This window comes from Streptomyces africanus (assembly GCF_030816955.1).
GTDB lineage: Bacteria > Actinomycetota > Actinomycetes > Streptomycetales > Streptomycetaceae > Streptomyces > Streptomyces africanus.
On record NZ_JAUSYP010000001.1, the window covers coordinates 4,124,778 to 4,138,247 of the forward strand.

9 protein-coding genes and 4 tRNA genes are annotated in these 13,470 nt (G+C 69.1%); 9 read left to right on the top strand and 4 right to left on the bottom strand.

Annotated features, from left to right (window positions below):
* The first annotated feature begins 21 nt into the window (after positions 1-21).
* From QF034_RS19105 to QF034_RS19135, 7 genes are all read left to right on the top strand, one after another.
* A complete protein-coding gene (locus tag QF034_RS19105) occupies positions 22-1,608 on the top strand; it encodes a metallophosphoesterase family protein (protein ID WP_307176121.1) in 1,587 nt (528 codons plus the stop codon).
* Between the two features lie 80 nt (positions 1,609-1,688).
* Positions 1,689-1,761: transfer RNA gene (locus QF034_RS19110), tRNA-Glu, on the top strand.
* 37 nt (positions 1,762-1,798) lie between these two features.
* A tRNA-Asp gene (locus tag QF034_RS19115) sits at positions 1,799-1,873 on the top strand.
* A gap of 24 nt (positions 1,874-1,897) precedes the next feature.
* Positions 1,898-1,974: transfer RNA gene (locus QF034_RS19120), tRNA-Phe, on the top strand.
* Positions 1,975-2,105: 131 nt separating this feature from the next.
* Complete coding sequence (gene hrpA, locus QF034_RS19125) at positions 2,106-6,050, top strand: ATP-dependent RNA helicase HrpA (protein ID WP_307176123.1); 3,945 nt, start codon at positions 2,106-2,108, stop codon at positions 6,048-6,050.
* A gap of 127 nt (positions 6,051-6,177) precedes the next feature.
* A tRNA-Asp gene (locus tag QF034_RS19130) sits at positions 6,178-6,252 on the top strand.
* 225 nt (positions 6,253-6,477) lie between these two features.
* Complete coding sequence (locus QF034_RS19135; RefSeq protein WP_307176124.1) at positions 6,478-6,687, top strand: DUF6274 family protein; 210 nt, start codon at positions 6,478-6,480, stop codon at positions 6,685-6,687.
* A gap of 461 nt (positions 6,688-7,148) precedes the next feature.
* On the opposite strand, the gene bldC is transcribed toward QF034_RS19135, so the two are convergent.
* Entirely contained in the window at positions 7,149-7,355 is a 207-nt protein-coding gene (gene bldC / locus QF034_RS19140) for a developmental transcriptional regulator BldC (protein ID WP_003949541.1), read from the bottom strand.
* A gap of 608 nt (positions 7,356-7,963) precedes the next feature.
* Entirely contained in the window at positions 7,964-8,809 is an 846-nt protein-coding gene (locus QF034_RS19145) for a DUF8083 family protein (protein ID WP_307176125.1), read from the bottom strand.
* A gap of 223 nt (positions 8,810-9,032) precedes the next feature.
* Here QF034_RS19145 and QF034_RS19150 point away from each other — a divergent pair, with 223 nt between their 5' ends.
* Positions 9,033-10,136: a Leu/Phe/Val dehydrogenase gene (locus tag QF034_RS19150; protein WP_307176126.1), complete on the top strand. Its 1,104-nt coding sequence runs from the start codon at positions 9,033-9,035 to the stop codon at positions 10,134-10,136.
* Positions 10,137-10,435: 299 nt separating this feature from the next.
* The gene (locus tag QF034_RS19155) at positions 10,436-10,687 is read left to right on the top strand and encodes a DUF3073 domain-containing protein (protein WP_020277200.1); all 252 of its coding nucleotides are present in this window, start codon (positions 10,436-10,438) and stop codon (positions 10,685-10,687) included.
* Positions 10,688-10,783: 96 nt separating this feature from the next.
* Here QF034_RS19155 and purM read toward each other — a convergent pair whose 3' ends face one another.
* Positions 10,784-11,851, bottom strand: coding sequence for a phosphoribosylformylglycinamidine cyclo-ligase (gene purM / locus QF034_RS19160; RefSeq protein ID WP_307176127.1), 1,068 nt, complete (start codon positions 11,849-11,851; stop codon positions 10,784-10,786).
* A gap of 45 nt (positions 11,852-11,896) precedes the next feature.
* A complete protein-coding gene (gene purF / locus QF034_RS19165; RefSeq protein WP_307176128.1) occupies positions 11,897-13,426 on the bottom strand; it encodes an amidophosphoribosyltransferase in 1,530 nt (509 codons plus the stop codon).
* Positions 13,427-13,470: the final 44 nt, after the last annotated feature.

The following is a 13,470-nucleotide window of genomic DNA, read 5'->3' on the forward strand; positions in this document are numbered from 1 at the left end:
GGACTTGGGCATACGGGACCAATGGCCCGCGTCCCCGCCGCAGTCCTGAGTGTCCTGAACCCGATCCGCAAGGCCCCGCGCACCCTCGCCCGCCGCTACCGCTCCCGGCAGGCCCCGGCCACGATCGCACTCGTGCCGCAGCCGCACCCGTGGTCCCGTGCGGTGGGACTCGTGGCCGTCGTGCTCCTCGGCGCCTGGCTGGGCCTGCTGGTCGTGGGCAATGTCCGGGTCCCGGTCGGCCCCATGAACACCACCATGACGCTGCGTCCCTCCTTCACCGGCGGCACCAAGATCAATGTCTCGCCCCTGGGCGCCCTCCAGCTGGACAGCCACATCGCCCCGGTCCGCCTGGACGTGAACGTCGACCAGCTCGACCCGGAGCGCTCCCAGGCCCTGGTCGACCACCCCGAGCGGCTCTCCGGCCTCCAGGACGAGGTCACCGAGGACGTCGGACGCGGCACCCTCGACCTGGCCGTCCGCTCGGGCGTCGCGGTCGTCGGCGGCGCCATCGCGCTCGGCCTCGCGGTCTACCGCCGCCCGCGCCGCGCCCTGGCGGCCGGCGGCCTCGCGCTCGCCCTCCTCGCCGCCTCGGGCGGCACGGCGTACGCCACCTGGCGCCCCGACTCCGTCCTGGAACCCAAGTTCTCCGGGCTGCTCTCCTCGGCCCCCTCCCTGGTCGGCAACGCGCGCAGCATCGTCACCGAATTCGACGTCTACCAGAAGGAATTGGCCCGCCTGGTCACCAACGTGACCAAGCTCTACGACGCCACCTCGACCCTTCCGGCCTACGCCCCCGACCCCTCGACCATCCGGGTCCTGCACGTCTCCGACATCCACCTGAACCCGGCGAGCTGGAAGATCATCGCCTCGCTGGTGGAGCAGTACAAGGTGGACGTGATCGTCGACTCGGGCGACACGATGGACCACGGCACGGCCGCCGAGAACGGCTTCCTGGACCCCATCGAGGACCTCGGGGCGCCCTACGTCTGGGTCCGCGGCAACCACGACTCGCTGATCACGCAGCGCTATCTGGAGGGCCTGAAGAACGTCCACGTCCTGGACGACGGCCGGGCCAAGACGATCAAGGGCCTGCGCTTCGCGGGCATCGGCGACCCGCAGTTCACCCCGGACCGCTCGAAGCAGCCCGGCGCCGAGCAGTCCCAGGAACTGGCCGGAGCCCGCCTCGCCACGGCCCTGCGCGACCAGCGCACGGCCGGCAGCCCCGTGGACATCGCCATCGCCCACGAGCCGTCGGCGGCCCGCGAGGTCGACGGCGAGGTGCCGCTGGTGCTGGCCGGCCACATCCACCACGACGAGATGGAAGTCCTGAAGTACGGCACCCGGCTCCGCATCGAGGGCTCCACGGGCGGCAGCGGCCTGCGCGCCATCGAGGGCAAGCACCCGGACCCCATCGAGGCGTCGATCCTGTACTTCGACCGGGACACCCGCCACCTCCAGGCCTGGGACGAGATCGAACTGGGCGGCCTCGGTCTCACGACCGCCGAGGTCAGCCGCCACCTCCCGGAGGAGAACCAGCCCGGCGCGACGGAGTCCCCGACCACCCCCGCGACGGAGTCCCCGGCGACCTCCCCGACGGCCTCCCCCTAAACCGTTTTGGCGATAGCTCCCGCCATCCCATATGCTTCTCACGTCCCCGACGCGCTGAGAAGCGCCCAGGCGGGCCGATAGCCCTCATCGTCTAGCGGCCTAGGACGCCGCCCTTTCAAGGCGGTAGCACGGGTTCGAATCCCGTTGGGGGCACGCACCACCCTGTGCGACACTGTCGTACGACACGCTTGGTCCTGTGGAGCAGTTTGGAGTGCTCGCCACCCTGTCAAGGTGGAGGCCGCGGGTTCAAATCCCGTCAGGACCGCTGAGGTTTCACGTGAAACCTCGTGGCTGGGTAGCTCAGTTGGTACGAGCGTCCGCCTGAAAAGCGGAAGGTCGCCGGTTCGACCCCGGCCCCAGCCACCACGGAAACCCCCGTCGAGATCTCGACGGGGGTTTCGCTTTGCCTCCCTCCGGAGAGGGCGTGGCCCCGGCCAACCCACCGGAGACAAAAGCGTTAGCCACAAAAATCCGCGGGATGAGATCCTGGATCGCGTATGTCTACGCAATCCGCCCCCGCCCTCGGCGCCCTCGCCTCCCGCCTGACCGAGCTCTCCCTGCGCGACGCGCACCGGCTCGGGCGCAGGCTCGAAGGTGCGCGCAAGATCCGTAAGCCGGAGGCCCACGCCGCCGTGCTGGCCGAGATCGAGGCGGAGGTCGCCAAGGCCGAGGAGCGGATGGCCGGGCGCCGTGCCGGCGTCCCCGAGATCACGTACCCCGAGCAGCTGCCCGTCAGCCAGAAGAAGGACGAGATCGCCGACGCCATCCGCGACCACCAGGTCGTGATCGTCGCCGGTGAGACCGGTTCCGGGAAGACCACGCAGATCCCGAAGATCTGCATGGAGCTCGGTCGCGGCGTCCGCGGCATGATCGGGCACACCCAGCCCCGCCGTATCGCCGCCCGCACCGTCGCCGAGCGCGTGGCGGAGGAGCTGGACACCCCGCTGGGCGGGGCCGTCGGCTGGAAGGTCCGCTTCACCGACCAGGTCGACCCGGACGCCACCTTCGTCAAGCTCATGACGGACGGCATCCTGCTCGCCGAGATCCAGACCGACCGCGAGCTGCGCGCCTACGACACGATCATCATCGACGAGGCCCACGAGCGGTCCCTCAACATCGACTTCCTGCTGGGCTACCTCGCCCAGCTGCTGCCGAAGCGCCCGGACCTCAAGGTCGTCATCACCTCGGCCACCATCGACCCCGAGCGCTTCTCCCGGCACTTCGGCGACGCCCCGATCGTCGAGGTCAGCGGCCGTACGTACCCCGTGGAGGTCCGCTACCGGCCGCTCCTGGAGGAGGACGGCGACGACGCCGACCGCGACCAGATCACCGCGATCACCGACGCGGTCGAAGAGCTCCAGAAGGAGGGCAAGGGCGACATCCTGGTCTTCCTCTCCGGCGAGCGGGAGATCCGCGACACGGCCGACGCGCTCACCAAGAAGAACTACCGGTTCACGGAGATCCTGCCTCTCTACGCCCGGCTCTCCCACGCCGAACAGCACCGCGTCTTCCAGCCGCACACCGGACGCCGGATCGTCCTGGCCACGAACGTCGCCGAGACCTCCCTCACGGTCCCGGGCATCAAGTACGTCATCGACCCGGGCTTCGCGCGGATCTCCCGCTACAGCCACCGCACCAAGGTCCAGCGCCTGCCCATCGAGCCGGTCTCCCAGGCCAGCGCCAACCAGCGCAAGGGCCGCTGCGGCCGTACCAGCGACGGCATCTGCATCCGCCTCTACAGCGAGGACGACTTCAACGCCCGCCCGGAGTTCACGGACGCGGAGATCCTCCGGACGAACCTCGCCTCCGTCATCCTCCAGATGACCGCGGCCGGCCTCGGCGACATCGAGAAGTTCCCCTTCATCGACCCGCCGGACCACCGCAACATCCGCGACGGCGTACAGCTCCTCCAGGAGCTGGGCGCGCTCGACCCGGCGCAGAAGGACCCCCGCAAGCGGCTCACGGACACCGGCCGCAAGCTCGCCCAGCTGCCCGTCGACCCGCGGCTGGCCCGCATGGTCCTGGAGGCGGACAAGAACGGCTGCGTCCGCGAGGTCATGGTCATAGCCGCCGCGCTGTCCATCCAGGACCCGCGCGAACGCCCCGCCGACAAGCAGACCCAGGCCGACCAGCAGCACGCCCGCTTCAAGGACGAGACCAGCGACTTCCTGGCCTACCTCAACCTCTGGCGCTACCTCCGCGAGCAGCAGAAGGAGCGCGGCTCGTCCTCCTTCCGCCGGATGTGCAAGCAGGAGTACCTCAACTTCCTTCGCATCCGCGAATGGCAGGACATCTACAGCCAGTTGCGCACGGTCGCGAAGCAGATGGGCATCCACCTCAACGAGGACGACGCCCCGGCCGACCGCATCCACGTCTCCCTCCTCGCGGGCCTGCTCTCGCACGTCGGCATGAAGGACGTGAAGGACGGCGCGAAGAACGAGTACCTGGGCGCCCGCAACGCCAAGTTCGCGATCTTCCCGGGCTCGGCCCTCTTCAAGAAGCCGCCGCGCTTCGTGATGTCCGCCGAACTCGTCGAGACGTCCCGCCTCTGGGCCCGCGTCAACGCCAAGATCGAGCCGGAGTGGGTCGAGCCCCTCGCCGGCCACCTCCTCAAGCGCACCTACAGCGAGCCGCACTGGGAGAAGGACCAGGCCGCGGTGATGGCGTACGAGAAGGTCACGCTCTACGGCGTGCCGATCGTCGCGCAGCGGAAGGTCAACTACGGCCGGATCGACCCGGAGGTCAGCCGCGAGCTGTTCATCCGGAACGCGCTCGTCGAGGGCGACTGGCGCACGCACCACAAGTTCTTCTCGGACAACCGCAGACTCCTCACCGAGGTCGAGGAGCTGGAGCACCGGGCCCGGCGCCGGGACATCCTGGTCGACGACGAGACGCTGTTCGACTTCTACGACCAGCGGATCCCCGACCACGTGGTCTCCGGCGCCCACTTCGACTCCTGGTGGAAGCACAAGCGGCACGAACAGCCCGACTTCCTCGACTTCGAGCGCGAGATGCTCATCAACGAGAAGGCGGGCGAGGTCACCAAGGACGACTATCCGGACACCTGGCGCCAGGGCAACCTCAAGTTCCGTGTGACGTACCAGTTCGAGCCGGGCGCGGACGCCGACGGCGTGACCGTCCACATCCCGCTGCAGGTCCTCAACCAGGTCACGGACGAGGGCTTCGACTGGCAGATCCCGGGCCTGCGGGAGGAGCTCGTCACGGAGCTCATCCGGTCCCTGCCCAAGCCGATCCGCCGCAACTACGTGCCCGCGCCGAACTACGCGAAGGCGTTCCTCGACCGCGCGGTCCCTCTGCAGGAGCCCCTCACCACCACCATGACCCGCGAGTTGCGGCGCCTGGTCGGGGTGCCCTTCGAGGCGGACGACTTCGACTGGTCCAAGGTCCCCGACCACCTCAAGGTCACGTTCCGGATCGTCGACGAGCGGCGCCGCAAGCTCGCCGAGGACAAGGAACTGGAGGCGCTGAAGCTCAGGCTCCGCCCGAAGGCCCGCAAGGCCCTCTCCCAGGCGGCAGCGGCCACGGCGGAACGCCAGGGCGGCGAGTCCCTGGAGCGCAAGGGCCTCACGGACTGGACGATCGGCACGCTCACCCGCGTCTTCGAGACCCGGCGGGCCGGCCAGCCGGTGAAGGCCTACCCGGCGCTGGTCGACGACGGCGACACGGTCTCCGTACGCCTCTTCGACACGGAGGCGGAACAGGCGCGGGCCATGTGGAAGGGCACCCGCCGCCTGATCCTGCGCAACATCCCGGTGAACCCGGCGAAGTTCGCCTCCGAGAAGCTGACGAACCCGCAGAAGCTGGCGCTGTCCGCGAACCCGCACGGCTCCATCCAGGCGCTGTTCGACGACTGCGCGATGGCGGCCGCCGACAAGCTCATCGCGGACTTCGGCGGGCCGGCGTGGGACGAGGAGTCGTACCGGAAGCTGTACGACAAGGTGCGCGCCGAGATCGTCGACACGACCGTCCGCACGGTGGGCCAGGTGCAGCAGGTGCTGGCCGCCTGGCAGGCCTGTGAACGCCGTCTGAAGGCCGTACGCAGCCCCGCGCTGCTGCCGAACCTCCAGGACGTGCGTCAGCAGCTGGACGCCCTCGTGAAGCCCGGCTTCGTGACGGAGGCGGGGCTGCGCCGCATGCCGGACCTGATGCGCTACCTGGTGGCCGCGGACCGGCGTCTGCAGCAGATGCCGACGAACGTCCAGCGGGACACCACACGGATGCAGAAGGTCCACGAGATGCAGGACGAGTACGCCTGGCTCCTGGAGCAGATGCCGCAGGGGCGGCCGGTGCCGTCGTCGGTCCTGGACATCCGCTGGATGATCGAGGAACTCCGGGTCAGCTACTTCGCCCACGCGCTGGGCACGGCGTACCCGGTCTCCGACAAGCGGATCGTGAAGGCGATCGACGCGGCGGTGCCGTAACGTGCCGCGCACGCAGGGTGAGTTCGACCAGGACCCCGCCCTCCTGTAGAGTCTCTTCTCGCAGCGCAACGCACGAATGGCGCCGCGAAACTCCCCCAGTGCCTTAAGGGCCTGGGTGGGGCCCCCAGGTCCTGTGGAGCAGTTTGGAGTGCTCGCCACCCTGTCAAGGTGGAGGCCGCGGGTTCAAATCCCGTCAGGACCGCAGTGAGGAAAGAGGGCCCGCACCCCGCAAGGGGTGCGGGCCCTTGCTTGTGATCAACGACCGCAGAGCCCGGATCTTCGGATCCGGGCTCTTTCTTGGTGCGCCCTCGCACCCCTGACCTGCGCGATGCCTCCTCGCGGGCTCTCACGCCGTCTTGACGGCCTTTCAATCCCTCGGTACCCAGAAACCAGGGCCGTTCCCCGTTCGGCCTTCCGGAGGTGGCGTATGACGGCATCGGCTAGGCACGAGACGCGGGCCCTGCTCCGTGCGCACCTGGCGGCCGCGTCGTCGTACCGGCATCTCACTCGCCACTGTCCGATCTGCCATCACCTGCTCCGACTGGCGATGGAGTCCGCCCAGTCCGCCCCACGCGCCGCCCAGGCCCCCAGGGCCTCCCAGGGGGCCGCCGAGAACGAGAGCCCGGCGCGAGCCTGACCGGAAGCCGGTCTCAACACCCGTGCGCACACGGGGTGCTGGAGCCGACAGTTCCTCTACCGCACCCGCAGCGGAGCTAACAAGCCGCTTGGTATGTGACGGGTGTCACCGCATGAGTTTTGGAAAGTGCGGTACTTACACCCCACCTACAACGGGTCAATTTAATATGTGCAATTGCACCTCTCCCACGGTGCCGCACACAGGGGATCCGACACCCCTCCCCAGACTCCGACAAGGCCGCTCACAGCCAGGCCACGAGTCCGACAGCCGACGCACAAAAAAGATCGCGCTGGACCCGGCGGAGTCCAGCGCGATCGACGACGCACCCTGTTATATGCCTGGAGAGCTCTGACTGGCGTGGGCGTGGGGCCTGTTGGGGCAGGACCCGCGTCGTTTGGAGCTGTGGTTCCGGACGTCACGGCTGATGGGGGACCAGCCGGTTTGCCCGGTTATTCAGTTGTTCAGGCCTCGCTGCGCTGCTGCGGAATGCCCGCGAGCAGAGCGCGGACCTCGGCCTCGCGGTAGCGGCGATGCCCGCCGAGCGTGCGGATCGACGTGAGCTTGCCGGCCTTCGCCCACCGCGTGACCGTCTTGGGGTCGACGCGGAACATGGTGGCGACCTCAGCCGGGGTCAGCAGCGGCTCGGCATCAGGGGTGCGAGCGGTCATGAGCGGCCTCCTCGGGAGAACCGAACCTTCTCGGTTCTTTCCTCTAAATTCTGCACCTTGACCCGCGTTGCCCGAAATGGCGGACGCGAGTCGAGTCGGTTATAGGACGAACGGCTTGTCCTCGGCACTACAACTACACCATCTGTCCAGCCGCGTCGGCCAAACCGATGGAATTGCCCTCCCAGGTGTTCATCAGCGACGGAAGCCGATGGACCATGCCATAGCGGACAGTCACGCCACTGTGACGATCAGTCACAGGACGATCAGGAGTCATCAGACCCCCCAAAGCGTGCAATGCTGAGATTCCGCCCACAATGCAGCACAACGGGACGGAAGGAGCCCCCCGGACTCCTTGTCCTATTTTGGCATGAGGAGGGGCAAGGGGCGCAAGGGTCATGTACGTGCAGTCCGTCACGTTTGGCCCACATGAGAGGTACGCCCGGATCGGCGCCTACGTCCGTTGTTGACAAGGCGTCAGTAGACGCAGAGCGCACTTCAGGAACGTCGGTGCGAGGACGTAACCCCAAAACGGGCGGTACGTCAAACGCCTGTTCGTGACCGGTCACGAGCGGTCCGTAGGAACCGAAGGTCAGAGGTCAGGTCGGAGGTCAGTTCGCCGACCGAAGATCCCGTACGGAACGCCACCGGGCCACCAGCCGGGCGTACGCCTCCCCGGCGGCCGCCCCGTCGCCCCGGCGCAGCGCGGCGATCCCCTCGGCCACGTCCGCCGCCGAGTGGTCGTCCTCCAGCGCCCCGGCCGGCACGGCGTGCACCAGACCGCCGTAGTCCAGCTCCACGAGCGAGCGCGGATGGAACTCCTCCAGCCAGCGCCCGACGTCCACCAGGCCGTCGATCAGCGGCCCCTCGTCCATGGCCTCCTTCAGGGCCCGCAGGCCCCGGGCCACGCGCCGCCGGGCCTGGACCATGGGGGTGCGGTAGCGCAGCACCGGCGGGCTGTCCTCGCTGTCGCCCTTGTCGTACTCGCGCTCCTCGTCGGTGACCAGCACGAACCAGCTGATCGGCACCTGCCAGGTGGCCGTACGGATCCACGGCCGGGCGTCCGGGTTCTCCGCCAGCCAGCGCTCGTAGTCCTGGGCCGCCTGGCGGCGCAGGAAGGGCGGCAGGACCGCGTCCAGGACGGGCGGCGGGAGCTCCTCGGAGAGCTCCTCCAGGGCCTGCCAGCCGCGCAGCCGGGTGCGCCAGGGGCAGACGCAGACGACGCCGTCGACGTCCAGCACGAAGGCGTCCTCGCTCTCGTGCACCGGCACCAGGACCGGCGGGGTGGGCGCCAAGTCGGCCAGCGCACGGCGGAGTTCGTCCTGGTACGAGGGCCGGTCCGGACGGCGGGCGTAGCGGGCCCAGTGGCTGCGCTCCGGCTCGGCGAAGGCGGCCAGCGGTTCGTACACGCGCAGATAGGTCGCGTAGGGGACGATCACCGAGGACACCTTGGGCACCCCTGCTCCCTCCCCCGCCCGTCGTCGGGAAAACCTGCGGAACCCACTCACAAACGTGCGGGAAATCTATGCAAATCGTCGCACGGGTGTACTCCGGTCGGAGGTGATCCTGAGCACTGTGCGGCCGGCGGGCTCCCCAGGCTCTAATCTCATGCTCAGCAGCCCCCGCCACCCGCACGGGAGCTGGTCTCCACCCGCCGCAACTTACTCAGGAGTCACCACAGTGACCGACGTAACCGGCGCACCTGCTGATGTACTGCACACCCTGTTCCACTCGGACCAGGGAGGACATGAGCAAGTCGTGCTCTGCCAGGACCGCGCGAGCGGCCTCAAGGCCGTCATCGCCATCCACTCCACCGCCCTGGGCCCCGCGCTCGGCGGTACGCGCTTCTACCCGTACGCGAACGAGGCCGAGGCCGTCGCCGACGCGCTGAACCTCGCCCGCGGGATGTCATACAAGAACGCCATGGCCGGCCTCGACCACGGCGGCGGCAAGGCCGTGATCATCGGCGACCCGGAGCGGATCAAGACCGAGGAGCTGCTCCTCGCCTACGGCCGGTTCGTCGCCTCCCTCGGCGGCCGGTACGTCACCGCCTGCGACGTCGGCACGTACGTCGCCGACATGGACGTCGTGGCCCGCGAGTGCCGCTGGACGACGGGCCGCTCCCCGGAGAACGGCGGCGCCGGTGACTCCTCCGTCCTCACCGCCTTCGGCGTCTACCAGGGCATGCGGGCCTCCGCGCAACACCTGTGGGGCGACCCCTCGCTGCGCGCGAAGCGCATCGGCATCGCAGGCGTCGGCAAGGTCGGCCACCACCTGGTGGAGCACCTCGTGAAGGAGGGCGCCGAGGTCTTCGTCACGGACGTGCGCGAGGACGCCGTACGGCGGATCACCGAGCGGCACCGGGACGTCATGGCCGTGAAGGACACCGACGAGCTGATCCGCGTCGATGGTCTGGGCATCTACGCCCCCTGCGCGCTGGGCGGGGCGCTGGACGACGACACCGTGCCGGTGCTGACCGCCGAGGTGGTCTGCGGCGCCGCCAACAACCAGCTCGCCCACCCGGGCGTGGAGAAGGACCTCGCCGACCGCGGGATCCTCTACGCGCCGGACTACGTGGTGAACGCCGGCGGTGTCATCCAGGTGGCCGACGAGCTGCACGGCTTCGACTTCGAGCGGTGCAAGGCGAAGGCGGCGAAGATCTTCGACACCACGCTGGCCATATTCGCACGTGCGAAGGAAGACGGCATTCCGCCGGCTGCCGCGGCCGACCGGATCGCCGAGCAGCGCATGCACGACGCGGCCGCGGCCCGCCGGGCGCGCTGATTCGGGAGCGCACTCGCACGTTTGGCCGGTACCCGTCGGTGGGCAGTTAGAGAGAACTCTCACTTCTACCGGCGGGTCGACCGCCGATAAGTGGTTAAAATCGCGGTTGACCAGCGAGGACGGGGCGCCTCGAAGGTCCTGGGCGCGGGCACGTCATGCGGGCGACGTACCGTATGGGCGCGGGCTCAGGTACCGTGGAAGCCCTACGGACCGGTCTCTCTGCGGAGGGGCCGTTCCGGACCATGAACGCGTGTCAAGACTCTGGGGCCGTCGAGCCCCGTCGTTGAGGGGGTCGAGCCATGGGGCGCGGCCGGGCCAAGGCCAAGCAGACGAAGGTCGCCCGCCAGCTGAAGTACAACAGCGGTGGGACTGACCTCTCACGCCTGGCCGAGGAGCTGGGTGCATCGCCTTCGAATCCGCAGCCGCCTAACGGCGGGCCGTTCGAGGACGATGATCAGGACGACGACCTGTACGCACGGTACGCCGACCTCTACGAGGACGACGACGAAGACGAGGACGACCAGTCCTCGCAACACCGTCGCGGCGCTTGACCTTGCACTGAGCATGTACCCGGTCGGTGACTGAAGGTCACCGACCGGGTTCTGTGCTGCCTGCAAGGTCCCGCAGGGGCTGCAACCCCCCGTGCGTCAGTTCGCGTAGTCACCGATCAGGGCGGCACCAGTGGTGTGCTCGCCCCGGTCCGTGATCTCTCCGGCCACCCAGGCGTCCACGCCACGGTCGGCCAGGGTCGCCAGGGCCACGTCCGTCGACTCCTGCGGCACGATCGCGATCATGCCGACGCCCATGTTCAGCGTCTTCTCCAGCTCCAGGCGCTCGACGTTCCCCGTCCTGCCGACGAGGTCGAAGACCGGGCCCGGGGCCCAGGTGGCGCGATCGACGATCGCGTGCAGCTCGTCGGGGATGACCCGGGCGAGGTTGGCCGCGAGGCCGCCGCCGGTGACGTGGCTGAAGGCGTGCACCTCGGTGGTGCGCATCAGGGCCAGGCAGTCCAGCGAGTAGATCTTCGTCGGCTCCAGCAGTTCCTCGCCGAGGGTGCGGCCGAGCTCGTCGACGTGGGTGTCCAGCGCGAGGCCGCCCTGGTTCAGCAGGACGTGCCGGACGAGCGAGTACCCGTTCGAGTGAAGTCCGGAGGACGCCATGGCGATCACCGCGTCACCCGTCCGGATACGATCCGCGCCGAGCAGCCGGTCGGCCTCCACGACGCCCGTACCGGCGCCGGCGACGTCGAAGTCGTCCTCGCCCAGCAGGCCCGGGTGCTCGGCCGTCTCGCCGCCGACCAGGGCGCAGCCGGCCAGCACACAGCCCTCGGCGATGCCCTTGACGATGGCGGCGACACGCTCGGGGTGGACCTTGCCGACGCAGATGTAGTCGGTCATGAACAGCGGCTCGGCACCGCACACCACGATGTCGTCCATGACCATGGCGACCAGGTCGTGGCCGATCGTGTCGTAGACGCCGAGCCGACGGGCGATGTCGACCTTGGTGCCGACGCCGTCGGTGGCGGAGGCGAGCAGGGGCCGCTCGTAGTTCTTCAGGGCGGAGGCGTCGAAGAGTCCGGCGAAGCCGCCGAGGCCGCCGAGGACCTCGGGGCGCTGGGCCTTCTTCACCCACTCCTTCATCAGCTCGACGGCGCGGTCGCCCGCTTCGATGTCGACGCCCGCGGCTGCGTAGCTGGCACCAGTTGTCTCAGACATGGCTAATGAGAACCTTCGTGTCGTACAGCAGGTAGTGCGGGCCGCCTACGGGCGGCGGATCGCGTCGGCGGCGGCCGTGGCGGCCGGGCCGGCGGCCAGCTCCGTCTCCAGGAGCTGCTTGCCGAGCAGCTCGGGGTCCGGGAGCTCCATCGGGTACTCGCCGTCGAAGCAGGCACGGCACAGGTTCGGCTTGGCGATGGTGGTCGCCTCGATCATGCCGTCGATGGAGATGTAGGCCAGGGAGTCGGCGCCCAGGGACGTGCCGATCTCCTCGATCGTCATGCCGTTGGCGATGAGCTCGGCGCGGGTGGCGAAGTCGATGCCGAAGAAGCAGGGCCACTTCACGGGCGGCGAGGAGATCCGGATGTGGACCTCGGCGGCGCCCGCCTCGCGGAGCATGCGGACCAGGGCCCGCTGGGTGTTGCCGCGCACGATCGAGTCGTCGACGACGACCAGGCGCTTGCCCTTGATGACTTCCTTCAGCGGGTTCAGCTTCAGGCGGATGCCGAGCTGGCGGATGGTCTGCGAGGGCTGGATGAACGTCCGGCCGACGTAGGCGTTCTTCACCAGGCCGGCGCCGAAGGGGATGCCGGAGGCCTCGGCGTAACCGATGGCCGCCGGGGTGCCGGACTCCGGGGTCGCTATCACCAGGTCGGCCTCGACCGGGGACTCCTTCGCCAGCTTGCGGCCCATCTCCACGCGGGAGAGGTAGACGTTCCGGCCGGCGATGTCAGTGTCGGGGCGGGCCAGGTACACATACTCGAAGACACAGCCCTTGGGCTTCGCTTCCGCGAACCGGGACGTGCGCAGGCCGTTCTCGTCGATGGCGACGAACTCGCCCGGCTCTATCTCGCGGACGTAGGCGGCGCCGCAGATGTCGAGGGCCGCGGACTCCGAGGCCACGACCCAGCCGCGCTCCAGCCGGCCGAGGACCAGGGGGCGGATGCCCTGCGGGTCCCGGGCGGCGTACAGCGTGTTCTCGTCCATGAAGACGAGGCTGAAGGCGCCGCGCACCTGGGGCAGGACCTGGCCGGCCGCCTCCTCGATGGTCAGCGGCTTGCCGTCCTCGTCGACCTGGGCCGCGAGGAGCGCGGTGAGCAGATCGGTGTCGTTGGTGGCCGCCACGCGCGGCGTACGGCCGCCCTCCTGCTTGGGCAGGTCGGCGACCATCTCGGCGAGCTGGGCGGTGTTGACGAGGTTGCCGTTGTGCCCGAGCGCGATGGAGCCGTGTCCGGTCGCGCGGAACGTCGGCTGGGCGTTCTCCCACACGGAGGCGCCGGTGGTCGAGTAGCGGGCGTGACCGACCGCGATATGACCCTGGAGCGAACCGAGTGAGGTCTCGTCGAAGACCTGGGACACCAGGCCCATGTCCTTGAAGACGAGGATCTGTGAGCCGTTGCTGACCGCGATTCCCGCGGATTCCTGGCCTCGATGCTGGAGGGCGTAGAGCCCGAAGTACGTGAGCTTGGCGACCTCTTCGCCCGGAGCCCAGACACCGAAGACGCCGCAAGCGTCCTGGGGGCCCTTCTCACCGGGGAGCAGGTCGTGGTTGAGTCGTCCGTCACCACGTGGCACGCCACCGAGTGTAGGCGAGGTCGTCCACTGGTCCGAATTGGGGA